The organism is Brevundimonas sp., assembly GCF_032107865.1.
Taxonomy (GTDB): domain Bacteria; phylum Pseudomonadota; class Alphaproteobacteria; order Caulobacterales; family Caulobacteraceae; genus Brevundimonas.
Genome location: NZ_DAMCNG010000012.1, coordinates 2,017 through 23,777, shown reverse-complemented (window position 1 = coordinate 23,777; position 21,761 = coordinate 2,017). Strand labels below are relative to the sequence as shown.

The 21,761-nt window shown below is 65.8% G+C and carries 28 protein-coding genes and 4 other annotated features; of the genes, 25 read left to right on the top strand and 3 right to left on the bottom strand.

Features of this window, described 5'->3' with window-relative positions:
• The first annotated feature begins 29 nt into the window (after window positions 1–29).
• On the top strand, window positions 30–1,289 hold the full coding sequence (locus RT567_RS02405; RefSeq protein WP_178824339.1) for a D-alanyl-D-alanine carboxypeptidase: 1,260 nt from the start codon (window positions 30–32) through the stop codon (window positions 1,287–1,289).
• A 264-nt stretch (window positions 1,290–1,553) separates the two neighbouring features.
• Window positions 1,554–1,603: a sequence feature (sul1 is cis-regulatory element that is thought to sense ions involved in sulfur or methionine metabolism; They are found in Alphaproteobacteria), on the top strand.
• Window positions 1,604–1,751: 148 nt separating this feature from the next.
• On the opposite strand, the gene RT567_RS02400 is transcribed toward RT567_RS02405, so the two are convergent.
• On the bottom strand, window positions 1,752–1,958 hold the full coding sequence (locus tag RT567_RS02400) for a cold-shock protein (protein ID WP_178824341.1): 207 nt from the start codon (window positions 1,956–1,958) through the stop codon (window positions 1,752–1,754).
• A 231-nt stretch (window positions 1,959–2,189) separates the two neighbouring features.
• On the opposite strand from RT567_RS02400, the gene RT567_RS02395 reads away from it, so the two are divergent.
• The 11 genes from RT567_RS02395 (at window position 2,190) to RT567_RS02345 (ending at window position 11,416) form a co-directional block, all read left to right on the top strand.
• Window positions 2,190–3,671, top strand: a complete 1,482-nt coding sequence (locus tag RT567_RS02395) for a SulP family inorganic anion transporter (protein WP_178824342.1) — start codon at window positions 2,190–2,192, stop codon at window positions 3,669–3,671.
• Window positions 3,672–3,682: 11 nt separating this feature from the next.
• Window positions 3,683–4,531 carry a universal stress protein gene (locus tag RT567_RS02390; protein ID WP_178824369.1) on the top strand — a complete coding sequence of 283 codons (849 nt, stop codon included), beginning with the start codon at window positions 3,683–3,685 and terminating at the stop codon, window positions 4,529–4,531.
• 88 nt (window positions 4,532–4,619) lie between these two features.
• The gene (locus tag RT567_RS02385; protein ID WP_178824344.1) at window positions 4,620–5,174 is read left to right on the top strand and encodes a hypothetical protein; all 555 of its coding nucleotides are present in this window, start codon (window positions 4,620–4,622) and stop codon (window positions 5,172–5,174) included.
• On the top strand, window positions 5,171–5,539 hold the full coding sequence (locus RT567_RS02380; RefSeq protein ID WP_200168127.1) for a TraR/DksA family transcriptional regulator: 369 nt from the start codon (window positions 5,171–5,173) through the stop codon (window positions 5,537–5,539). Before RT567_RS02385 ends, RT567_RS02380 begins: the two co-directional genes overlap by 4 nt.
• Window positions 5,536–6,225: a spermidine synthase gene (locus RT567_RS02375; RefSeq protein ID WP_178824346.1), complete on the top strand. Its 690-nt coding sequence runs from the start codon at window positions 5,536–5,538 to the stop codon at window positions 6,223–6,225. Before RT567_RS02380 ends, RT567_RS02375 begins: the two co-directional genes overlap by 4 nt.
• Before the next feature lie 204 nt (window positions 6,226–6,429).
• Window positions 6,430–6,483: a sequence feature (sul1 is cis-regulatory element that is thought to sense ions involved in sulfur or methionine metabolism; They are found in Alphaproteobacteria), on the top strand.
• A 351-nt stretch (window positions 6,484–6,834) separates the two neighbouring features.
• The gene (locus RT567_RS02370) at window positions 6,835–7,227 is read left to right on the top strand and encodes a hypothetical protein (protein WP_178824348.1); all 393 of its coding nucleotides are present in this window, start codon (window positions 6,835–6,837) and stop codon (window positions 7,225–7,227) included.
• Entirely contained in the window at window positions 7,227–7,574 is a 348-nt protein-coding gene (locus RT567_RS02365) for a glycosyltransferase (RefSeq protein ID WP_178824350.1), read from the top strand. The genes RT567_RS02370 and RT567_RS02365 overlap by 1 nt, the downstream gene beginning before the upstream one ends.
• A gap of 26 nt (window positions 7,575–7,600) precedes the next feature.
• Complete coding sequence (locus RT567_RS02360; RefSeq protein ID WP_178824352.1) at window positions 7,601–8,089, top strand: hypothetical protein; 489 nt, start codon at window positions 7,601–7,603, stop codon at window positions 8,087–8,089.
• 166 nt (window positions 8,090–8,255) lie between these two features.
• Window positions 8,256–8,313, top strand: a sequence feature (sul1 is cis-regulatory element that is thought to sense ions involved in sulfur or methionine metabolism; They are found in Alphaproteobacteria).
• 43 nt (window positions 8,314–8,356) lie between these two features.
• Window positions 8,357–9,832 carry a SulP family inorganic anion transporter gene (locus RT567_RS02355; RefSeq protein ID WP_313574078.1) on the top strand — a complete coding sequence of 492 codons (1,476 nt, stop codon included), beginning with the start codon at window positions 8,357–8,359 and terminating at the stop codon, window positions 9,830–9,832.
• A gap of 186 nt (window positions 9,833–10,018) precedes the next feature.
• Window positions 10,019–10,072: a sequence feature (sul1 is cis-regulatory element that is thought to sense ions involved in sulfur or methionine metabolism; They are found in Alphaproteobacteria), on the top strand.
• A 368-nt stretch (window positions 10,073–10,440) separates the two neighbouring features.
• Window positions 10,441–11,070: a hypothetical protein gene (locus tag RT567_RS02350; protein ID WP_178824357.1), complete on the top strand. Its 630-nt coding sequence runs from the start codon at window positions 10,441–10,443 to the stop codon at window positions 11,068–11,070.
• A gap of 130 nt (window positions 11,071–11,200) precedes the next feature.
• A complete protein-coding gene (locus tag RT567_RS02345; protein ID WP_178824359.1) occupies window positions 11,201–11,416 on the top strand; it encodes a hypothetical protein in 216 nt (71 codons plus the stop codon).
• 142 nt (window positions 11,417–11,558) lie between these two features.
• Here the strand turns inward: RT567_RS02345 and RT567_RS02340 are convergent, their stop codons facing one another.
• Window positions 11,559–13,190, bottom strand: a complete 1,632-nt coding sequence (locus RT567_RS02340) for an alpha-D-glucose phosphate-specific phosphoglucomutase (RefSeq protein WP_178824360.1) — start codon at window positions 13,188–13,190, stop codon at window positions 11,559–11,561.
• Window positions 13,191–13,491: 301 nt separating this feature from the next.
• Here RT567_RS02340 and RT567_RS02335 point away from each other — a divergent pair, with 301 nt between their 5' ends.
• The 4 genes from RT567_RS02335 to RT567_RS02320 all read left to right on the top strand — a co-directional run bounded on the left by RT567_RS02335 (window position 13,492) and on the right by RT567_RS02320 (window position 16,611).
• Complete coding sequence (locus tag RT567_RS02335) at window positions 13,492–14,598, top strand: IS110 family transposase (RefSeq protein WP_313574059.1); 1,107 nt, start codon at window positions 13,492–13,494, stop codon at window positions 14,596–14,598.
• A gap of 243 nt (window positions 14,599–14,841) precedes the next feature.
• Window positions 14,842–15,711 (top strand): hypothetical protein, encoded by an 870-nt coding sequence (locus RT567_RS02330; protein ID WP_313574057.1) that lies wholly within the window; start codon window positions 14,842–14,844, stop codon window positions 15,709–15,711.
• Window positions 15,708–15,998 carry a hypothetical protein gene (locus tag RT567_RS02325; RefSeq protein WP_234288788.1) on the top strand — a complete coding sequence of 97 codons (291 nt, stop codon included), beginning with the start codon at window positions 15,708–15,710 and terminating at the stop codon, window positions 15,996–15,998. The genes RT567_RS02330 and RT567_RS02325 overlap by 4 nt, the downstream gene beginning before the upstream one ends.
• Window positions 15,999–16,236: 238 nt before the next feature.
• Window positions 16,237–16,611, top strand: coding sequence for a hypothetical protein (locus RT567_RS02320; RefSeq protein WP_200168125.1), 375 nt, complete (start codon window positions 16,237–16,239; stop codon window positions 16,609–16,611).
• A gap of 119 nt (window positions 16,612–16,730) precedes the next feature.
• Here RT567_RS02320 and RT567_RS02315 read toward each other — a convergent pair whose 3' ends face one another.
• Window positions 16,731–16,955, bottom strand: coding sequence for a hypothetical protein (locus RT567_RS02315; RefSeq protein ID WP_234288787.1), 225 nt, complete (start codon window positions 16,953–16,955; stop codon window positions 16,731–16,733).
• A 220-nt stretch (window positions 16,956–17,175) separates the two neighbouring features.
• Here RT567_RS02315 and RT567_RS02310 point away from each other — a divergent pair, with 220 nt between their 5' ends.
• The 9 genes from RT567_RS02310 to RT567_RS02270 all read left to right on the top strand — a co-directional run bounded on the left by RT567_RS02310 (window position 17,176) and on the right by RT567_RS02270 (window position 21,632).
• Window positions 17,176–17,340, top strand: a complete 165-nt coding sequence (locus tag RT567_RS02310; RefSeq protein ID WP_200168123.1) for a hypothetical protein — start codon at window positions 17,176–17,178, stop codon at window positions 17,338–17,340.
• Window positions 17,337–17,558: a hypothetical protein gene (locus tag RT567_RS02305; protein WP_200168122.1), complete on the top strand. Its 222-nt coding sequence runs from the start codon at window positions 17,337–17,339 to the stop codon at window positions 17,556–17,558. The genes RT567_RS02310 and RT567_RS02305 overlap by 4 nt, the downstream gene beginning before the upstream one ends.
• A 43-nt stretch (window positions 17,559–17,601) precedes the next feature.
• Window positions 17,602–17,814 carry a hypothetical protein gene (locus RT567_RS02300; RefSeq protein WP_200168121.1) on the top strand — a complete coding sequence of 71 codons (213 nt, stop codon included), beginning with the start codon at window positions 17,602–17,604 and terminating at the stop codon, window positions 17,812–17,814.
• A 17-nt stretch (window positions 17,815–17,831) separates the two neighbouring features.
• Window positions 17,832–18,395, top strand: coding sequence for an SOS response-associated peptidase (locus tag RT567_RS02295; protein ID WP_200168120.1), 564 nt, complete (start codon window positions 17,832–17,834; stop codon window positions 18,393–18,395).
• Between the two features lie 43 nt (window positions 18,396–18,438).
• On the top strand, window positions 18,439–18,711 hold the full coding sequence (locus RT567_RS02290; RefSeq protein ID WP_313574053.1) for a hypothetical protein: 273 nt from the start codon (window positions 18,439–18,441) through the stop codon (window positions 18,709–18,711).
• Between the two features lie 717 nt (window positions 18,712–19,428).
• On the top strand, window positions 19,429–19,725 hold the full coding sequence (locus RT567_RS02285; protein ID WP_313574051.1) for a DUF736 domain-containing protein: 297 nt from the start codon (window positions 19,429–19,431) through the stop codon (window positions 19,723–19,725).
• Window positions 19,726–19,790: 65 nt separating this feature from the next.
• The gene (locus tag RT567_RS02280; protein ID WP_313574049.1) at window positions 19,791–20,675 is read left to right on the top strand and encodes a zincin-like metallopeptidase domain-containing protein; all 885 of its coding nucleotides are present in this window, start codon (window positions 19,791–19,793) and stop codon (window positions 20,673–20,675) included.
• A gap of 136 nt (window positions 20,676–20,811) precedes the next feature.
• On the top strand, window positions 20,812–21,075 hold the full coding sequence (locus RT567_RS02275) for a helix-turn-helix domain-containing protein (RefSeq protein ID WP_313574048.1): 264 nt from the start codon (window positions 20,812–20,814) through the stop codon (window positions 21,073–21,075).
• Window positions 21,072–21,632, top strand: coding sequence for a DUF2840 domain-containing protein (locus RT567_RS02270; protein WP_313574046.1), 561 nt, complete (start codon window positions 21,072–21,074; stop codon window positions 21,630–21,632). The genes RT567_RS02275 and RT567_RS02270 overlap by 4 nt, the downstream gene beginning before the upstream one ends.
• Window positions 21,633–21,761 lie beyond the last annotated feature (129 nt).

Below are 21,761 nucleotides of genomic sequence, written 5' to 3'. Positions count from 1 at the left end.
TGTCGCAGAGCCCCAAAAGGCGGTTGCCTATGAGTCTTTCCGTGCGTCTCGCAGCGATGCTCGTCTTCCTGTTGAGCCTGACGGTTGCGTCGGCGGCCCAATGCGCGCAGGGCGGTCCGGAGCGATATGCGGCCCTGGTCATGAATGCAAAGACAGGAGAAATCCTGTTTGACCGCCACGCCCGGGAGACCCGGTATCCAGCTTCGATCACCAAGGTGATGACCCTCTACATGGTGTTTGACGCCCTGGAGCAGGGCCGGTTGTCGCTGGACGATCAGGTGCGCATGTCCGTTCGGGCCGCGTCCCAGCCGCCTTCCAAGCTTGGCCTTGCGGCAGGTCGGAGTCTTTCAGTCGAAGAAGCCATCCAGGCGCTCGCCGTGCGTTCCGCCAACGACGTCGCCGTGGCTCTCGCGGAACATCTGTCCGGCTCGGTCGAGGCCTTCGGCCGGGCATCGACGCTGCGAGCGCACGAGCTCGGCATGGTTCAGACCACCTTCGTCAATCCTCACGGTCTTCCCGATCCGCGACACGTCTCGACGGCGCTGGACCTGGCGCTCCTGAGTCATGCTGTCTGGCGCGATTATCCTCAGTATTATCGGTACTTCGGACAGGACAGCTGGTCCTTCGAAGGGCGGGTCATCCGGACGACAAATGGTCTGCTGTCCACCCATCCTGACGTGGATGGCATCAAGACGGGATTCACCCGGGCCTCCGGCTATAATCTGGCTGCCTCCTCTATTCGGGGGGACTTGCGTTTGATCACGGTCGTGCTCGGAGGGCGTACCTCGGCCAGCCGTAACGCTCATGTCAGCGCCTTGATGGCCACAGGGTTTGACGCCGAAGCTGCGAAGTCCATGGGCCATGTCGGAACACCCCAGGCCTTTTTCGAGAGCAGGGGTTTCGGTCTCGAGTCGGCGGGGGATTCAAGCCTTGTCCCTGCAGGCCCGGTCCCGGCGCAGGCGCTCCAGGCTGGCCTGGTCGTGGAGGCGCGCGACGAAATCAGTGGTCTTGCCGATGCGAGGCGTCGGCAGATAGAATCTGACACACGGGGCGGCTGGGCGGTCCAGGTCGGTGCGTTTCGAGACCCCGAGGCGGCCCGGAACTGGCTGGCGACGGTCAGTCGGCGGTTTCCGCAGCTGGTGCAAGAGGGCCGGGTATCGGTTGAGTCATCGGGACCGTGGCATCGCTCCCGCATTCTGGGGTTGGAGCCTGAAGCCGCCGGTCGGGCGTGCGAGACCCTGACCTCAGCGGGGCTGAATTGTCTTGTCTTGCAAGGCGGCGCGCCCTGAGGAGGCGTCGTCTCAGGGTGCTGCAGCATCGTCAAGACGAGTGTGCGCCATGCTCTGTATTAGGCTGAAGCCGGATTAAACCTTGAATGAAAACCGGATGTTCTTCTCCGGTGTATCGTCCTGCGGCATCGGTCAGGGCGCGCCGACGCGCGTTCCAAGCCTTGGCTTTCCACTACGAGCTTCTGTCCGTCGAGAAAACAGTAAGCATCTGATCTTTGTTTTGGCTTGAATTTGATTCGAGAACGGGGCAGGAAGAAGGCTTCCGTCGGACTCGTTACGAGTGGCTACCCTAGGCGCCCATCCCCTAGGATTTAATGCAGCGCCCGCTGAACGACTGGCCCAACGCGTAGACGGAACGCGGCGCCGGTTGCACCGAATGTGGTCCCTGCGATGGAATTCCGTCGATTGTGTCTTGGCGCGCGCGCGTCCGGCCGCATCTCGTCTCGCCGTAGGGCGGGATCCCTAGATGCATTCGAGATTAATCGCCCGTGGACGTGGTTGCGCATCTGCGTCCACGTCGAACCGAAAGCGTTGACCGCGAGGCAGGGTGTCCAGGCCGGCCTGTCGCGCCTCGTTAAGATGGACGAAGACTTTCGGCGCCTTGTCGTCTCGAGAGATCATGCCGTAGCGCCCATCAGGCGAGATGAACTTGAGGGTGCCGGTGGGCATCAGGGGCTACTTTCTAAAAAAATCTCAATGTTGGGGCAATTTACAGAAAGCGTATTCGTGTTCAAGTCAGCATCGGATAGATACGTGTAAATAGCCTTACAGTAATAAAATGTATCGGCTGGTAATTTATATCGGCGAAATAATAGCTGTCTGCTTTAGCAGCGGCGCTGAAATGAATCGCGTCATGAAGGCGCGGCGTCCATTTTTTTTTGGGCGCAGGAGATAGACTTGATGACATTTGGAGCTATCCGGCAAAGCTGGTTCGGTAATATTAAGGGAGACGCGCTGGCGGGCATCGTGGTTGCGCTGGCCCTGATCCCGGAAGCCATCGCATTTTCGATCATCGCCGGGGTTGATCCCTCCGTCGGTCTTTACGCCTCCTTCGCAATCTGCGTGGTGATCGCCTTTGCTGGCGGCCGGCCTGGCATGATCTCGGCCGCGACCGGCGCTATGGCGCTTCTCATGGTCAGCCTCGTGCGGGATCACGGGCTGCAGTATCTTCTCGCAGCCACTGTGCTGACAGGGGTGCTGCAGATTGTCGCCGGCTATATCCGCCTCGGCGCCCTGATGAAGTTCGTCTCAAAGTCGGTTGTCACTGGCTTCGTCAACGCTTTGGCGATCCTCATCTTCCTGGCTCAACTGCCTGAACTCACCGGGGTCGACTGGCGAACCTACGCCATGGTGGCGGGCGGCCTGGCCATCATCTATCTGCTGCCGCGGTTGACGCGGGCCATCCCGTCGCCGCTGATCGCCATTGTTGTTCTGACGGCCCTGTCGATGATCCTGGGCCTTGACGTCCGAACGGTAGGCGACATGGGGCAACTGCCCACGAGCCTGCCGATGTTCCTGATCCCGGACATCCCGCTCAACTTCAAGACCCTGGCGATCATCTTTCCCTATTCGGCGACCCTGATGGTTGTCGGCCTGCTGGAATCCCTGATGACGGCGACCATCGTCGATGATCTGACCGACACGTCGAGCGACAAGAACCGGGAGTGCAAGGGCCAGGGGCTGGCCAATATCGTCGCCGGCTTCTTCGGCGGCATGGCGGGCTGCGCCATGATCGGCCAGTCGGTCATCAACATCAAATCCGGCGGTCGCGGACGTCTCTCCACACTGCTTGCAGGCCTGTTTCTTCTGTTCATGATCCTGGTGCTCGGCCCCTGGGTCGCCCAGATCCCGATGGCGGCCCTGGTTGCGGTCATGTTCATGGTGGCGATCGGTACCTTCAACTGGGGGTCGATCAAGAGCCTGGTCGATCACCCCAAGAGCTCCAGCGTGGTGATGGTCGCGACCGTCGTCGTCACCGTCGCGACCCACGACCTGGCGAAGGGCGTGCTGACCGGCGTGCTCCTGTCGGGGGTCTTCTTCGCTCAGAAGGTGGCGAGGATCGTGGCGGTGAGGTCGAACCTGTCGGAGGACGGCTCTACCCGCGACTATGTCGTGCTCGGCCAGATATTCTTCGCCTCGGCGGATGCCTTCGTCGGCGCCTTCGATTTCAAGGAGGCCGTGCCGAAAGTCCGCATCGACGTCAGCCGCGCCCACTTCTGGGACGTCTCCGCCGTCGCCGCGCTGGACAAGGCCATTCTCAAATTCCGCCGTGAAGGCGCGGACGTCGAGATCATCGGTCTGAACGAGGCTAGCGCCACCATGGTCGACAAGTTCGCCATCCACGACAAGCCGGGCGCGCTCGAACGCCTGCTCAGCCACTAGAGGAAATGTTCATGAGCAAGATACTCGCCTGTATCGACGCCTCGCCCTATGGGGCGAGCGTCTGCGACCATGCCGCCTGGGCGGCCCTCCGATTGAACGCCGAGGTGGATCTGCTCCACGTTCTTGACCGGGCGCCCGACGCCCCGCCCACGGATGTCTCGGGCAGCATCGGCCTGGGAGCCTCCGAGCAGCTCCTGGAGCAGTTAACCCAGCTTGATGCTGATCGCGGGCGCTTGCGCATGGATCGGGGGCGGGCGCTCCTGGCCGAAGCGGAGCGCCGTGTTCACGATACCGGCGTAGCCGAGGTCGAGGTGCGCCTGCGTCACGGTGGTCTGGTTGATACGGTTCACGAGATGGAAGCGGAATTCCGGCTGGTGGTGTTGGGCAAGCGGGGCGAGCATGTCGACTTCGCCAAGGCTCACCTTGGGGGTTCGGTCGAGCAGGTGATCAGGGCCAGCGCCTTGCCGGTCCTGATGGCCCCGCGCGCCTTCAAGCCTATTGAGCGGATCCTCCTGGCTTTCGATGGCGGTCCGAGCGCGCGCAAGGCGGTTGAGTTCCTTGTCTCGGAGCCCGGTCTGAGAGATCTTGGCTGTCATGTCGTGATGGCTGGACGGCCTCGCGACGCCGACGCCCATCTCCAATGGGTGGAAGAACGACTGTCGGCCTGGGGCGGCGTTTATTCGGTAAAGAGAATCGACGGCGACCCCGAGCCGGTCATCACCGACTATGTGGCCGCCAACGGAATCGATCTCCTTGTCATGGGCGCCTACGGACACTCGCCGATCCGCCGCTTCTTTGTAGGGAGCACCACGACGGCCATGATCCGTATCGCCCTCCTGCCTGTGTTGCTTTTCCGGTGACGTTGGGCCGGAGCGCATCCTGGCCGTCTCTCCTCGGTGTCGGCGCCGTGAGGGACGTGGCGATCCCCGAATCCTGGCGAGGCGGACGATGAGCGGCGACGCCCCGACACGGCGCGTCGCTGAGGTTCTTGTCGGTCGATATCGCATCGTGTCGGGATGGCGCGGCGGCCGCGCCCAGGCGGCGGCCTTCTGTGGCCAGCGTCGCGTCGCGGCGTCCGAAGGCGAAACCCTCGAGGCCGCAGTCGCCGAGATCGAGACCCTGCTGGCACGGAACGCGGCCGCCTTCGTCGCCCACCGTCGCGCGACAGGACGCCCCTGCGCGGCCGAGTATCGCGAAGTGCTCGAAGACCTCCCGGAAGCCCTCTCCGGGCCGGCGATGCTGCTGCTCCATGCGCATCGCCATATGGGGGGGATGGCGGTGAAGATCGGGGATCTGGCCCGGCGCGCGGGGCTCCCCAAGGAGGAGGCATGGGCCGTCTATCGCCGTCTCGGCAGGCGGCTCTATTCCGAACTGAAATGGCCTCCCGTTAAACGCGCGGCTGGCCCGCGCTACGTGCTTGAGGCTTTCGCCGATTGTTCGCCTGGCCCAGACGGCGAACTCGTCATTGGCCTGAAGCCTGAAATTGCAGAGGCGCTTTCATGACCGGGACCGTGGCCCTTCCGCTCACCGAGGAGGAAAAGGCGGAGTTGAAGGCGAGGATGCTGGTCTGGCTGGCGGAACTCGAGTCGCTTGACGCCTTGACCGACGAGAGCCGCAAACCCGTCGAGCTGGACCAGCAAAGCGTGGGAAGACTGTCGCGCATGGACGCCCTTCAGCAACAGGCTATGGCCCTGGCCTCCCAGGGGCGCCGGCTCCATGATTCACGGATGATCGCTCGAGCCCTGGCGCGGCTCGCCACCGACGAGTACGGCTGGTGCGGAACCTGCGGAGAGCCCATTGCCCTGGCGCGCCTGCGGCTCGACCCTACGTTGGCCCAATGCGTGGATTGCGCTGGAGAACCACTGTGAGCGCATTCGAGGAGTTGGACTACCGGCCGACCCCCATGGGGCCGCTTACCTTGCGCCGTCGATGGGTCGCGGCGGCAGGGCGCGACGTCCACGAAGTGCTTCTCGGCGATGAGCATCTGATGTCGAGCTTGTTCGTCGAAGGCGAGCGGGCCTTGTCGCGCCTGGGGCTGGAGCAGGTCGAAGGTGGGGCGCTACAAGTTCTGGTTGGCGGCCTCGGGCTGGGTCATACGGCCCAGGCGGCGCTGGAGGATGCTCGCGTGGCGCGTCTTGAAGTGGTCGATGCGCTCGCGCCGGTGATTGAATGGCATCGAGAGGGGCTGACGCCTCTCGGGACGCTTCTGCATGACGAGCCGCGATGCCGTCTGATCCACGCAGACTTCTTCACCTTCGTCGCCGATTCGTCCGGCGTCGCGTGGGACGCGGTGCTTCTGGATATCGACCATGCGCCGGCCCGCTGGCTCGCGCCCTCCCATGCCTCCTTCTACAGCGCCGCGGCCTTGCGCAAGCTGAAGGCTCGGCTTCGCCCGGGCGGTGTTTTCGCCATGTGGTCGGACGAAGCCGAACCCGGTCCGTTTCTGAATGTGCTGCGCGAGGCGTTCGCCACGGCCGACGCCCAGTCGGTGACCTTTCCCAATCCTCTGACGGGCGATGTCTCGGCCTGCACCATCTATCGGGCGAAGGCCTGACCATCGTCAGGTTTTCAACGCCGGCGATCCCTCGGCCCAGCGCGGTCTGAGACGGCGTGCGCCCAGTGGACGGCGGCGACCGCTTTTGGGGCCGTCCCCATCGGCTCGGTGACTGTGAGGGGCGACGCCGCGACAGACAAATAGTCGCAGCAAGGCCGCACTCGCTTGCCCTGTCCCGCCTGAGCGGGCACCAAGGATCGGGCAAAAGGACCCCGTTCGACGGGGTGGCTACCCTGGGCGCCTATCCCCCGGGCCATCGACGCCGTTCGTCGGCTTCGCACTCTTGTTATTCATTCCATGTCACTTCGCGATGACGCGCGCCGATACGGCCGCGCCCCCCGTCTTCTGCGTTCTCAAACGCGGACAGATTCAGCTTTTCGTCGACGCTTCAAGATTGGCGCGCCCGCCTTCATTGTCGTAGCCCTCACTCTGGGCGTCGCAGTCGTCGTGGGATTCACGGCAGGGGAGGCTGCGCCGGCCCTGACCGCCGAGAACGGACCCATCGAGTCGGCGACGGTCTGGCTTTACGGGGTCGTCTTCCTGGCGGCTCTGCTGGCCTGGCGCAGCGGCCAGCCTCTTGGCGGACTTGTTGCGACAGCCTCGCTTCTGATGGCCTTGCGCGAACTTGACGCCCATGCCGCCTTCACCCGCTTCGGCGTCTTCAGCACGCGACTTTACGCACGTCCGGACGTGCCCTTGATGGAAAAGCTGGCGGCAGGCGTGGCGGTCCTGGCTCTGGTCGTCCTGACCATCGCCGCCTTGCGCGGCGCCTGGCGCGACCTGAATGGGCGGGCCGTCACGTCGGGCGTCACCCTTCTCGTCCTTCTAGGGTTTGGTGTTCTTCTTAAGCAGATAGACGCCTTGCCGCGTCAACTTCGCGGCCTTGGTTGGCCGCTGCCTGAAAACACACTGGTCATCAGCAAGGCGGTGGAAGAGATAGGCGAGATGGGCCTGCCGATCATGCTGGCGCTCGCTCTTTTTCAAATACCGAGGCGGCGCTGATGAGCGCCTTCACTCCCTCTCCGGAGCGGGGGAGCCTGAACGGCGCGACCGCAAAGATCCTATTCGCGGGCGACCATGCAGACATGCCCCTGGTCTATTCAGCCCGCGACGCGGTCGCCTTACCGTCTCTCAAGCACGAGAGCTTCGGGCGCTCGGCAGTCGAGGCCCACCTGATGAAACGTCCTGTCGTGGTGTCGGACCACGGCGCGTTTCAGGAGACCGTCATCGAAGGAGGCGTTCGACTTGCAGCGGAAAACATGCGCGTCTGGGAAGAGGGGTTGAGCTGGTTTCTCGCACATCCTGCGGAAGCCCGCCTCGCCATGGGCCGCGCCAGCGACGATCCGTAGAGCGCGCCTGTTGTATGGAGGGGACCGTGGAGAAAACCTTGGAGTGCTACGCAGAGGCCATGGCCGAGGTTGGCGGCCGTAGAGGCGCTGACGACATCTGGCTGCGTCGTGCCGCAAGTCTGGGGGGGCTGGTTTCGCGCGAGGGCGCGGTCGCTGTCGTGGACCAGGGGGGAATTCGTTTTGTCCGAGGCTCGTCCGAGGATGAGCTGGCCCTGGTGTTTCTGTGGCACCAAGATCTCAAGCCTCTGGCCTGGATCAAGCCGAAGCTTGCAGCCGGCGGCGCCGTGGCCGTCATGGAAAAAGGACTTTGGTTTCGGCGCGGCGCCCGGCGCAAGGCCCTGATGGCAAGCGGGCTCTATGTTTCCCCGCGGCCGGTCAGGGCGGGGGGACGGTGGGCGTGGATTCTGACCCTGTCGCCTCAGAAGGATGATCGGCCGAGGGACAGTATCGGCCGGGTCGCCACGGATTACCTGCGGTTCGCGCCGTTCTGGCTAGCGGCCACAGGCTTGGGGTGAGGTTTCGAAGCACGAATTTTCGCTGGAGGCGCCAAGAGGCTTCCCGGGCTTCGGTGTGATGTCAGCGCCGCATCCGAGCGCAAAATGACTCGGTGTCATCGGCGCCTATCGTAATCGGCCTTGAGTTCTGCGCCACAACGCCGCATGAGGCGGCCTTCGCATTGGACCCGGACCTGTTCGCAGGAAACGGGTGGCTATCCCGGCCGCCGAACCGCCGGGAAACGCGCCGTCGTGTGACGGCTTCGCCAGATGAACTCCAAAATGTCCATCATTGCATCCGCGCGTCAGCAGTGGCTCGCCAATCCTCGTCGCGATCTGCTGGCAGGGACCGTCGTGGCCCTGGCCCTGATTCCCGAGGCCATCGCCTTCTCCATCATCGCCGGTGTCGATCCTGCTGTCGGTCTCTACGCCAGTTTCATCATCGCCGTGACCATCGCCATTGTGGGCGGGCGTCCGGCCATGATCTCGGCCGCCACCGGGGCCATGGCCCTGCTGATGGTGACCCTCGTGCGCGACCATGGACTGGAGTATCTGTTCGCCGCCTCCCTGCTCTGCGGCGTATTCCAGATCGCCATCGGCCTGCTGAAGCTGGGTCGCTACATCAAGTTCGTCAGTCGCAGCGTGATGACGGGCTTCGTCAACTCGCTGGCCATTCTGATCTTCCTGGCCCAGATGCCCGAACTGATCGGCGCCAACTGGCAAACCTTCGCCCTGGTCGCCGTCGCCCTGGTCATCATCTACGGCTTCCCTCGCCTGACCAAGGCCGTGCCCTCGCCTCTGGTGGCCATTGTCCTGATCAGTGTTTTCGTGATGATGACCGGCTTGGACGTGCGCACGGTCGGCGACATGGGCCAGATGCCCTCGACGCTTCCGATGTTCCATCTGCCCAGCGTCCCCCTGACCTGGGAGACCTTCGCCATCATCGCCCCGGTTTCCGCGACCCTGGCCTTCGTCGGCCTGCTGGAAAGCCTGCTGACCGCCAACCTGCTGGACGACCTGACCGATACGCCTTCGGATAAGGACCGCGAAACGCGCGGCCAGGGCATCGCCAACATCGCCTCGTCGCTGTTCGGCGGCATGGCGGGCTGCGCCATGATCGGCCAGTCGATCATCAACGTCACCTCGGGCGGCCGCGGCCGCCTGTCCACGCTCTGGGCCGGTCTCTTCCTGTTGTTCCTGATCCTGGTGCTGCGGGACTGGGTCGCCCAGATACCCATGGCGGCCCTGGTGGCGGTCATGATCATGGTCTCGATCGGCACCTTCGACTGGGGGTCCGTGATGAAGCTGCGCTCCACGCCCTTCCAGTCCTCTATCGTCATGATCGCCACGACCGTGACCGTGGTCGCCACCCACGACCTGTCCAAGGGCGTGATCCTGGGCGTGCTGCTCTCCGCTGTCTTCTTCATGCGAAAGGTCGGCAAGACCATCGCCGTGACCGAGGTCGAAACGCCCGAGGAAGGGGTGTTGCGATACCGCGTCACAGGCCAGCTTTTCTTTGCGTCGGCGGATCTTTTCGCCGCCAGCTTCGAGCACCATGGGCAACCCAAGCGGGTCGAAATCGACATGACGGAAGCCCACCTGTGGGATCTCACGGGCGCAGCGGCCGTGGACAAGGTGGTGTTCCGCTATCGACGCCAGGGCGCGGAGGTGGTGGTGCACGGCATGAACCAGGCGGCCAGAACCCTGATTGACCGTGTCGGACGCTTCGAGAAAGAACATCTGCCGGCGGGGGCTAGCCATTGATCCCACGGCCGCTCAACCCATTGATGCGCAGGACGCGATAGACTTGGGGCGCCGGTTTCCGGCGCCCTTTTCGCGCTGCGACCTGACCGCTGGGGAGCTGTCTGAAAAGGCCTGCCCGCCAAACCGAGGCTGCGTCATTTGGGACGCTTGTGCGCAGGGGGCCTATGGGTCATCACCACGAGGTTCGTCGGACCCATGCTTCATGGGTGGCTAGCCTGGGCGCCTATCCCCCGGGAAATTTGAAGCGATAGCTGAGCGGCTGCAGCAATAGGTGCGTTGACGAACCGCATGCCTGAGCCCGCCTGCGGCCCCTATTCATGTCATCATCTCTTACGGGGCCTCCCGGAGGCCTCTCGCTACGGGCTGCGGGCCGGTTCGGTCCCCCGGCCCATGCCTGGTACCCTGTCAGTCGAGAAGGCGCTGTTCGCAGACGTCTGACCGTCGTCGCTCTCGGCGAGACGCTGACCCTGGTGCGCGGCGCCCGCGGCGCCCTATCCCTTGATCGGGCGGAGGGCTGGGCAATCCAGGTCAGGCTCGGCCTCGTCTGGGTGCGGCGTTGCGGGGGCGCAGAGGCCGCGACGCCCCCTCTGATTGACGACGAGGCCGGGGTGTCGACCCTCCCCATGATCGCCTGTTCAGAGATCGAGCTGAAAACCGACTATGACCAGGCCGTGCTGGGGCTGGTGGATCCCGCCCATGTGCCGATGATCCATACAGCCTGGTGGTGGCGATCCTCGGACCGGCGTCGGGTGAAGACAAAACACTACGCGCCGTCGCCCTTTGGATTCACCGCGACGGCGGCGGACCGGTTCGCCTCTGCGCCCGCCTACCGTCTGGTGGGTTCCGAGCGCGAGGTGACGATCGAGTTCCGTCTGCCGTCCACGCGTGTCGAGCGCGTCCAAAGCGGCGGTTTTCGTCTCGTCAACCTGACGACGGTCACCCCGACCGCGCCGGGCCACGTGGTCTTGCGCAACGTCATCTATAGCTCGTCTAGGCCCATGAGGCTTCTGTACCCGGTTCTCTCTCTTCTGGGCCGCGCCTTTCTGGAGCAGGACGCGCGCATTCTGCGCCTGATCGATGCCGACGCCAGCACGCGCCAGCCGCTCCTGTTTGTCGGCTCTCCCGACCAGCCTTCGGCCTGGTATTTCCAGTGCAAGATGGCGCTGTCGCGGGCGTCGCTTCAAGCGGGCGCCTTCATCAACCCGGTTCGCGCCGGCGTCTTGCGATGGCGCACCTGACGCTCTGGCGCGCCGCGGGACCTTTCAACGTCAATCAGGGAGACGACGGCGATGGACGACTGGACAGGACCACGGCGATCCCGCCGGCCCCTGACGGCCTTCGGGCGAAAGGGGACGGGAGGGAGCGATCATGGGTCATCGTGATCGAGATGCCCGCCCGCCCTCGGCGAGCCTGCTGATCGGTAATGTTCTGCGGGTGCGCCCCGCAGCGACGCCCGAAGAGGCCTGTCGGATCGCGCCCATGCTGGCCGAGCTGTCGCCGGCCGATTTGCGTGAGCGTATGACGCAGGCGCGTCGCCGCTTGGGGCTGGACGACCAGGGGCGGCGCCTGGCCCCGAAACCCTGACGACCTGACAGCTTGAGGGGATGGCCAAGGGGCGGGTTCAAGGGGGGCGGCAGGGCCGAGACCTCCCGCCGAGCGGAACGTCGCTCGCTCCCTTCTTGCGATGGCTGCGAAGGACCGGCCTGCGTCGGCCCAGGCGAGGATCTTATGTTACGACCGAAGGGCCGTGCGGTCCCCAAGCGCGGTCGAGGTCGGCGAGCCGTCGCGACGCGCGGGTCAGATCGGCCAGTCTCGCTGCATCCTCATGAGCTTCGCCCGGCGGGAGGTAATATTCCAGATAGATCCGCAGCGTAGCCCCCAGGGTGCCCGTTCCGGACAGCCGGTAGGTGATCCGGGAGTCCGGATTCAAGGTGAAACGGAGGCCTTGCCCGGAGGCGACCGACCCGTCGATAGGATCCACATAGGTGAAGTCCTCAGCGGCTATGATGGTGTGGCCACCAGAAACCTGTCCGATGGTCGGGACGAGCCGGGCTCTCAGCCCTGTCATGATCGCTTCTGCTGCGTCTGCGGACAGGCCTTCGTAGTCGTGGCGCTGGAAGACATCCCGCCCGTAGGTGGACCAGTGGTCCTCCATGATGGCCGATATGGACAGATTGCGGGTCGCCATCAGGCTGAGCCAGAAAAGGACGGCCCAAAGGCCGTCCTTTTCGCGCACATGATCCGATCCGGTGCCGAAGCTCTCCTCGCCACAGAGGTTGATCAGCCCTGCGTCCAGAAGATTGGTGAAAAACTTCCAGCCCGTCGGAGTCTCGTGGAGAGCGAAGCCGAGGCGACGGGACACGCGGTCAACCGCCCGGCTAGTCGGCATGGACCGCGCCACGCCGGCCAAACCTCTCCGGCTGAAGGCCGGGATATGGCCGACGTTGGCCGCCAGCACCGCCAGGCTGTCGCCGGGCGAGATCATGAGGCCGGGGCCGAGGATCATGTTCCGGTCTCCGTCGCCGTCTGACGCCGCGCCGAAATCCGCAGGATCCGGACCGAACAGATCCGCGAACAGTTCCGTCAGATGGTGTGGATGGGGATCGGGGTGGCGGCCGCCGAAATCGGGCAGGGGGGCGCCCCTCAACACCGTCCCAGAAGGCGCGCCCAGCCTTTCCTCGAAGAGGGCCCTGGCATAGGGACCTGTCACCGCATTCATGGCGTCGAAGGTCATCCGAAAGTCAGGGTGGGCGAGAAGGCCGGCGATGGAAGGGAAGTCGAACTGGCGCTCCAGAAGGTCGAGGTAATCCTTGACCGGATCCACGATGACGACCCGGCCTTTTCCCAGACGGCGCTCACCAAGCGTGTCCAGATCCAGCTCCGCCTCTTCAGCGATCTTCCAGGCCGCCAGCGTTCGGGCGCGCGTGGCTATGACGTCTGTGAGAGCCGGGGAAGCCGGCCCGCCGCCCCGCGTATTGTATTTGACACCGAAATCGCCATCCGCTCCGCCCGGATTGTGACTGGCGGACAGGATGATCGCCCCGTGGGCGTCCTGGGAGCGCACCATGGCGGACGCTGCTGGTGTGGACATCAAGCCATGCTGGCCAACGAGAACAGTGTCGAAGCCGTTGGCGATCGCCATCCGCACCGCGATCGAAGATGCCTCCCGACAGAAGAATCTTCCGTCGCCACCCACTACGAGAACAGCGCCAGGCAAGGGAGGGTCGGCCTCGAAGATCGCCTGGAGATAGGTTTCGAGGTAGCCCGTTTGGCGGAACACCGAGGTCGGGCGCCGCAGCCCGGCCGTCCCGGGCCGTTGGTCATCAAACGGTTGGACGGGCGTGATGATGATGTTCATGGGGATATTCTAGCATAGGCGTCGTCGGCGGCCGCTTCCGAGCGTCACGTCTTGATGATGCCGGGTGATTTGAGCGGTGTCCGGGCCGTAGCCCTGCGGGTGGTCGAAGCGACGTGCGCTATATCGTCAGGCTGACGAAGTACAGGCCTGCCGCCCCCCCCCTGTACGACGCCTGCCCTTGCCTTCCGGCATGGGGTGACTTCGCCCGACTTGTGCAGAAGGAGCCTAAGTCCGTATGTCCTTGCCCTCGTTCGGCCTGGCGCCGGATGCTGCAGCCTTCAGCAGCGCCTAGGAGGAAGGAATGGACACGCTCTTTGTGGGGCTCGATGTTCACAAGCTGAGCATCAGCGTCACCACTGCAGAGGACGGACGCGACGGCGCCGTCAGGTTCTGCGGCGAGGTCGCCAACACGCCGGAACAGGTTCGCAAGCTGGCGGGTCGGCTGTCGCGGTCCGGTAGTCGGTTGGAGTTCTGTTACGAGGCCGGCGGCTGTGGCTACGGGATCTACCGCCAGCTGACGGAGATGGATCATGGCTGCCTGGTCGCGGCGCCGACGCTGATCGCTCGCAAGCCAGGCGATCGCATCAAGACCGACCGACGGGATTCACAGATGCTCGCGCTTCAACACCGCGCGGGTGGTCTGACGGCGGTCTGGGTCCCCGACGAAGTGCATGAGGCCATGCGCGATCTGGTCCGGGCCCGGGGAGACGCGATGATGGCCCTGATGCGGGCGCGACAGCAACTGCTGGCGTTTCTGCTGCGGCACGGCCGGACCTACCCGGTCGGCAAGCCATGGACCTTGAGGCACCGCCGCTGGCTGGCGGGTCAGGCGTTCGAGCAGGATGCGCACCGCATCGTCTTCCAAGATTACGTGGAGGCCGTCTGGGCGGCGCAGGACCGCCGGGAACAGCTCGAAGCGAGGATCTCCGCCATGCTGGCGGGCTGGTCGTTGTCGCCTCTGGTCGAGGCGCTTCGGGCGTTGCGCGGCCTCGACACCATCTCGGCCGTCAGCTTCGTCGCGGCCGTCGGCGATCTCGGCAGGTTTGAGAATCCACGACGGCTGATGGCCTATCTGGGTCTGGTCCCCTCGGAGCATTCCAGCGGCGACCGGATCCGGCGCGGAGGCATCACCAAGACCGGCAACCGCGAAGCGCGGCGGATGCTGGTGGAAGCGGCCTGGAGCTATCGCTACCCGCCGCGGGTCTCGACCGGCAAGACCGACGTCGTCTCTCGCCAGCCGAAGGTGGTGCGGGACGTGGCGTGGAAGGCCCAGGTGCGCCTGTGCGATAGATATCGCCGTCTCAGCGCCGGCGGCAAGCGGCCGACTGTCGTCATCGCCGCTATCGCTCGGGAGTTGTCGGGCTTCATCTGGGCGATCGGTCAGGAGGTGCGGCCAGCGGCGCCTTGAGCGCCGAGCCCTGGCCCGTCAGGCCGGGGGCGGAGCGGAAGGTCAGGGACATCCTCGAGAGCCCAGTGGGCAGGCCATGTGCCGACGCCCGACCTAAGTCAGAGGCCAGCCCGCGACGAAAAGCGTTCATGCGGTAACCAACACGCGAATGGAAGACTGATCGACCGTCGCCAACGCCGCTCCGCCCCCAACCTGACGAACCTCTCATCCTGCTCATCTCCGCGCCTGCGGCGCGGAAGGGTTTTGCACGTCCAGACACTTGAAAAAGGACATGGAAGGGCTCCGCCCTCACGGTCCGAGGCCGACGCCGCCGATCTGGCGGCCCTGTCGGAGGAGTATGACCGGCTGATTGCCGAGGCGGATGCGGTCGAAGTCTTGCCGCCGGAAACCGACGCCCGGCTCGAGGCCATCGACAGGGCCTTGCAGGCCTATGGACCTGACTATGACTACACGCCCGAGGCCAAGGCGCGGGCCGGGGTCATGGTCATGCTCGGCCATGACGGACTGGCCCGCTTTGAGCGCGGTCTGGTTCGCGCCGAGGATGCGGCTCTGGCGCCGCCTCCACCATGGGACGCGGACGAAGGCGCGGACGGTGACGGCCCAGACGAAGGCAAGGTCGATGACGCCCGCGCGGGGGGCGGCGAGAGGGACGCGCCTGATGAAGACTTGGCGCCCCTGTCCGAGCGCCTTCTCATCGACCTGACGGCCCACAAGACCATGGGGCTGCGGGACGCCGTGCAGGCCGATGTCGCCGCCGCCTTGGCGACGGTGGTTCACGCCATGGTCTTGCAGGTCTTTTATCCGGGATACGGCGACTTCACGCCGCTGCAGCTGCGCCTGTCGGCGGGAGGGCTGGAACGTTTCGCGCCGGGGGTCGGCGACAGCTCCGCCGGGCGGCGGGTTAGCGACCGGCTTGAGGCGTGGGGCGCGCGGCTTCCGGAGCGGGCCGAGGACCTGTGGTCGGTGGTGACGGGCTGCGCCGGGTCGAGCTTCTGGACCTGTTGGCCTGCTGCGCCGGGGTCGGGCTGTACGCCGTGCGCGATCCGCACGACCGGCGACCCGGCGCATGGGCGCAGGCAGAGACGTTGGCGACGGCGGTCGGGCTGGACATGACCGGAACATGGTCGGCCACCGCCGCCAGCTACTTCTCGCGCGTCCCCAAGGCGCGGGTGCTGGAGGCCGTGACCGAGGCGGTCGGCGCCGAGGAGGCGGGTCGGATCGCCGGGTTCAAGAAGGGCGATATGGCGGACGCCGCCGAGCGGTTGCTGGAGGGTAGGGGGTGGTTGCCCCCCGTTCTCCGAACCGCCGAAACCTTGCCGCAGGAACCTAGGCAGGAAGGCGATGGCGAGGATGGACCACCGCCTTCGCTCGACGCGGCCTACGACGTCGCAGCCGAATAGGTCTGCGATCCGGACCGAAACGGACCGCGCGCCCCTTGGGGCGCGCGGTCTTTTCCTTGCGCGAAGGTGGTCCAGGCCAGGGGCCGCGACGACGATCATGGCGGTTCACGCTGGACCTGGCATGCCGCCGACTTCACATCGGCTGGGCCCGACGGGGGCGCGGGACCAAGAGCGGACCGGTTGTCTCACCTGGAAACTGCGGCTTGCCGACCGCCCGGTCGGGGCCTTAGATCGACCGATGATCCACTCTCTCAAGCCGGTTCGTTCGCGATACAGGTCCGCCTCGCTCAGCCTGCGCTCGCGCAAGACCACGGCGGCGGAACGTCTGGGATGGGTTTCCGGCGTCGCGCTGGCGGCCGTGGTGACGCCTCCGGCGAAGATGGCCGTTATCGAACGTCTGACAGCCTATCGCTCCACCGCGCTCATCGACGGGATCAGTCCGCAGGCTCTGGGAGCGACCGTCTTCGTCCTCGTTTTCTTCGGATGCACGACCGTGCTCGGCCTGGGCCTTGGCGCCCTGCTCAAGGTCACCCTTCTGCGCGAGCGAATACGTCCTTCCACGGCCAGCGCCCTCTATCCCGGGCCGGGTCTCAAAGGTCATCCCCGACTGTAGCCTTGGCGAGAGGCGGACGAGCGCCCGTCCGGAGCAGAGCCTCCCATCCGTTGGCGCGCGATCTTTTGTAGGGCTGGTCGGCGCATGAGCGCTCCGCCATCGCCGTGGGGCAGGCGCGTTCAGGCCGCCTTGTCGAGGATGATCGCGAGCGCGGACGGCGGCAGGGCGTTCTGGGGAAAGCCCTGCCCAGGATTGCTGACCACATCGATGAAACGTTCGCCGTGATAGAGGCAGATGGTGTCGAAGCCGACCCATTGCTCGGCGACCAAAGCGAGGTCGCGCACCGCAGAGGCGTCGTCACGGGCGCTCAGAAACTGAATTTCCCGCGCCGGAACGCCGGGCATATTTACAATACAATAGTATGAAATCACGCCGATTTTCCTCGATTGGCGCGCTCCAAACGAACCGGGCGTCCGTCGGTTCCCGACCTCACGCCATCGTCTTGAAACCTTGTCGCAGGGTGCAGGTTGTCCACAGCCCTGCGGGACCTGTGATCAAGCGTCACGCCTCACTTGTTCTCTTTTTGTTCACGTGTAGAAGTCGCCTCGGGTCGGTGCGATGGAAATGGACAGGAAAACCCTGGGTCCCGATGAGGGCTTCGCCCGCGACCTGGAAGAGCTGGATCGCGCGCTTGAACAGGGTGAGCGTCCGGATGTCCCACCGCCCACGGTCGATCTGATCGCCGGGCTCGTCGCCGGCCTGCGCCTCGTGGGGCGGCGCCCCCAATGAGCGACGCGACGCCGACCTCGGTCGAACTGCAGGTGCTCCAACTGGTCGCGCTCTGGCGCCATGGACCCGCCGTCCGGCATGATCCTGTTCTCGCGAACATGTTCACGCGTCTCACGGCGGCGCTGAACCGGTCTGCACCGGGCGTCGCCGCCAGGGTTCTGGGGACGCTCGAGGACATGCAGGCGCGGGGGCTGGGCCTGTTCGCTCGAGACGAATGAGCATGGGCCGCTACAAGGGGATGTCGAGCAAGGGCGCCCTACCGTGGAGGACCTGGTCGAACTGGTCGACATCTATCGTCGGCTCCAGGCCATGCACGCCGGACTCAACCCCGTCTCCACGCAACGCTTTCCGGTCATGGCCGCCGCCGCCACGGTCAAGGCGGCCTGGGCCGAGGTCAGCGGCGCGGAACAGGGATGGAGCTATCCGGCGGAGTACGTCGTCAAACCGGGCGAAAGGAAGCCGACCGGCGTCTGAAGCGTTGGACCGGAACCATGTGCAACAACTACCGACTGCATGTTCCCGCCAATCAGTTGGCGGCGCCCCTCACCGATATCGGCCGGACGCTGGCCCTGCCGGACGGTCTGCCGAACCTTGAGGCGACCGATTACCGGATCGGCGACCGTGCGCCCGTGGTGCTCGCCGGGCAGGGCGGTCTTCGGCTGGTGAGGACGCCCTGGGCCTGGAAAGGACCGAACGGAAACCCGGTCTTCAACTTCCGGTCCGAGGGCCGATCCTTCGCCAGCTCGACCCGCTGCCTGATCCCCGCCGACGGCTTCTACGAGTTCACCGAGCCCAAGGTGGCGGGGAAGAAGACGAAATGGCTCTTCACCCTGATCGACCAGCCCTGGTTCTGGATCGCCGGGGTGGTGAAGGAGGGCGCCTTCGCCATGCTGACGACTGAACCTGGACCGGAGGTGGCCCCTTATCACGACCGGCAGGTCGTCGTCCTGCCGCCAGGGGCGGGCGCGCACTGGCTCGACCTTTCCGCGCCGGAGGACCTGATTCTCAGGCCCAGCCCTCCGGGGTCGTTCGTCGTCGAGCGGGTTTATCCATAGGCCAGACGACCGGCAGCGGCCCGACTCAGCTTAACCGCGACCCATGACCCCCGATCAATTGACCGCCGCCCTGGACGCCATGCAGCAGGCCGCAGGGGGCGACCCCGCGCTCATGCCTGGATTGATCGCGGTGAAAAGTTCGGTGTGGTGCGACAGCCTCTACGCCATCGAACGCATCACCAAGACCCTGGACGAGGGCATTCGGCACCGGGGGATCAAGGTCATGGTCTCATCCCTGTTCGAGACCAAGGTCCTGACCCGCGTCGAAGCCGCTGATCGCGGCGCGCCCTACTATGACCTGACCTCTGGGGGCTGATCCTCAACCGCCAGCCTGGCCTGGCCTGGCCTGGCCATCCCGCCGTCAGGCAGGTTCGGGAGCGATCATGTCATCGCCTGCGAACATGCACGCAGGCTGACTTGCTGACCGCCCTGAAGGATGGACTGAAGGGATGGCGGCGGCGGCGAGGCGACGCCGTCGTGCGCTCAGTCGCGCCGCATCTTCAGCAGCGGCGGAGCCCTTCTCGCCTTCCGTCGCCACAACGGGCGCCGATGAGGTCCGCCAGAAATCAGACGGTCTGAACGTCAGAGACGGCGACTCGCGTCAGGCCAGGCTGGTCAGCATTCCGAGCTTTCACCGGCGGCTCCTGCCTCTGCAACCGTGAGCCTGGATCCGGCGCCGATCCTCATCACGGCTAGGCCAAGCCGTTCCTTCCGAGGGCCAGGCAGGCGTCAACAGTTCCGGGGCGCCTGGGTGAGTTTGGGCTCCGTAGCGGCCGGTCTTCCGTTTTTCGCGCCATCCGGCGCGGCCTCTCAATGAGGCGGATCTGACCGTGACCGGTCGGCTGGCGCAACCGTCAGGACGACTTTCTTCCCCGGCCTTCGGCCTTCCTCGCGAAACAAGAAAGTCGCTCCCTTCGGTCCTCCGCTGCGCTGCGGGGTCTCGCTGCGCTCGCCCTGCGCGCCTCCCGATCCCGGTCTCCCGATCGCCATCGAGGCCGCGACAGGCGTGGCCCGAAGCAAAGGAGAGACTGACATGGCCGCTATTGGAACCTTCATCGCCCAGGGCGACGGCTACACCGGTTCGATCAAGACCCTGACCCTCAACGTGAAGTCGGCGACCTTCCGCCCCAACGAGAAGGGCGACGACAAGGCCCCGGACTATCGGATTTTCGCGGGGACCACGGAGTTCGGCGCGGCCTGGAAGAAGACCAGCCAGCAGAACCGCGACTACCTCTCGGTCAAGCTGGACGATCCGAGCTTCCCGGCGCCGATCTACGCCTCGCTGGTCGAGAGCGACGAGGGGCACAGCCTGATCTGGTCGCGCAACTGAGAGCCCGGCGGCGGCGCCAGGGCGCCGCCGCCATCCCCTTCAGACCGTCTTTCAAGGAGGCCGCCATGTCGCGCCCCACCGCTTCCGTTCGCCCCGATCCCCATGCCGAGATCACCGCCCTCATCCTCGCCGAACTCGAGACCGGCGTCCGCCCCTGGACCCGTCCGTGGACGACACAGGGCGCCGTCTCCCGCCCGCTGCGGCATGACGGACAGCCCTATCACGGGGTCAACGTCCTGACGCTCTGGGTCCGGGCCGCCCGCTGCGGCTACGCCCGCCCCGTCTGGATGACCTTCCGTCAGGCCCTGGCGCTCGGCGGTGCGGTTCGAAAAGGCGAAAAGGGCGCCCCCGTCGTCTACGCCGCGCCCATCTCGCTTGCCGATGACAGCGACGATCAGCCGGAAGCGCGGCGCGGCGGGAGCTTCCTGAAGCGTTACACCGTCTTCAACCTGGACCAGATCGAAGGCCTGGACGACCGCTATCCGCTGCCGGTCCGCCCCGATGTCGCCGAGCGGATCGATCATGCGGAACGCTACTTCGCCGCGACCGGCGCCGATGTCCGGGCAGGCGGCGACACCGCCTGCTACCGCCCGGACGCTGATGCCGTGCACATGCCGGCCTTCGAGGCCTTCCATGACCCGGAAGCCTACTACGCCGTTCTGGCCCACGAACTGGTCCACTGGACGGGCCATCGGTCCCGTCTGGATCGCGATCTCACCCTCGGCCGTTTCGGCGACGAGGCCTACGCCCGCGAGGAACTGGTGGCCGAACTCGGCGCCGCCTTCGTCTGCGCCGACCTCGATCTGGCGCTCGAACCGCGTCCTGATCACGCCGCCTACATCGCCTCCTGGCTGCGCGTCCTGCGCAACGACAGCCGCTTCATTGTCGCCGCCGCCGCTCACGCGGAACGCGCCGCGAAGTTCCTGGCGGAAAAGCAGCCGCCGCCCTGATGCGAACGGGCGTGATGACGCGCGGGCATCGCCCGATGCCCGCGCGCCGACTGCCGCAGACGCCGGTTTGGCGAAATCCTTGGCCTGTCCCGCCGCCGACCGCCGACGGCGTTCCAGCCCCGCAAGGATTGCCGCCATGCACGACGCCCAGACCCCGATTCCGCCGCGCTATCTCCGCACCGCCGAGGCTGCGCGGCATCTCGGCCTGTCCGGCCGCACGCTCGAGAAGCACCGCTGCTACGGCACCGGGCCCCTCTATCGGAAGATCGGCGGACGCGTCGTCTATGCCGTCGGCGACCTCCAGGCCTGGGCGGATCGCGGCGTCAAATCCTCCACTACGGACCCGGGCCACGACAGGATTTCGCCCGCGCGCCGCCCGGATCGGGGCCCCGCGTTATGACCGGCCGGGATGACGAGGACGCCCCACCGCCGCCGCTCTATCTGGCCTATCACCGCGATCCTGTGGTGGTGGTCGAGGCCCCGCCGCCGTCCGCCGACCAACTGACCTGGGTCGAACTCGTCTTCGACCCGGGCCGCACGGAGCGCTGGATCCGCTTCGGCCAGGCGGTCGACCAGCGCATCGTCTCGCGCCGGAACCGTTTCGTCGCCTTCCGTCCCGGCGTCGTCTTCGCCTATGTGCGCTGGGCCGCCAACGCCTACGGCACGGTCGTGTCGCGCCTCGACATCCTCCAGGCGGCTGATCCGACCCGCGACCGGATCGCCATTTCCGGCGTCGTTCCCGGCGCCGTCAGCCTGCTTCGCCTGAACGGCTGGCCGAGGGTTCGCCGCGCCCTGGACCTGATTGACGCCGTCGAGGCCGGCGGTTTTGAACCGGGCGAGGTCGCTCCCGACTACTGGCGCCACGTCCATGCCCGGCTGGCGGTCAGCCTGCCGCCCCTGGCCTATACCGCCGAGCGTCACCGTGCCTTTCGTCTGCGCCAGCAGGTCTCGTCATGAGGCGGGCGGCGGTGCTGGGGTGGGCCGGCCTGGCGCTCGCCGCCCTCGCGCTTGGCCCGGTCAATGCCCGCGCGCCGCGCCTGATCTGGAACGCCTCCGCGAGCCTTCCGACCGGCCTCTATCGGCTTT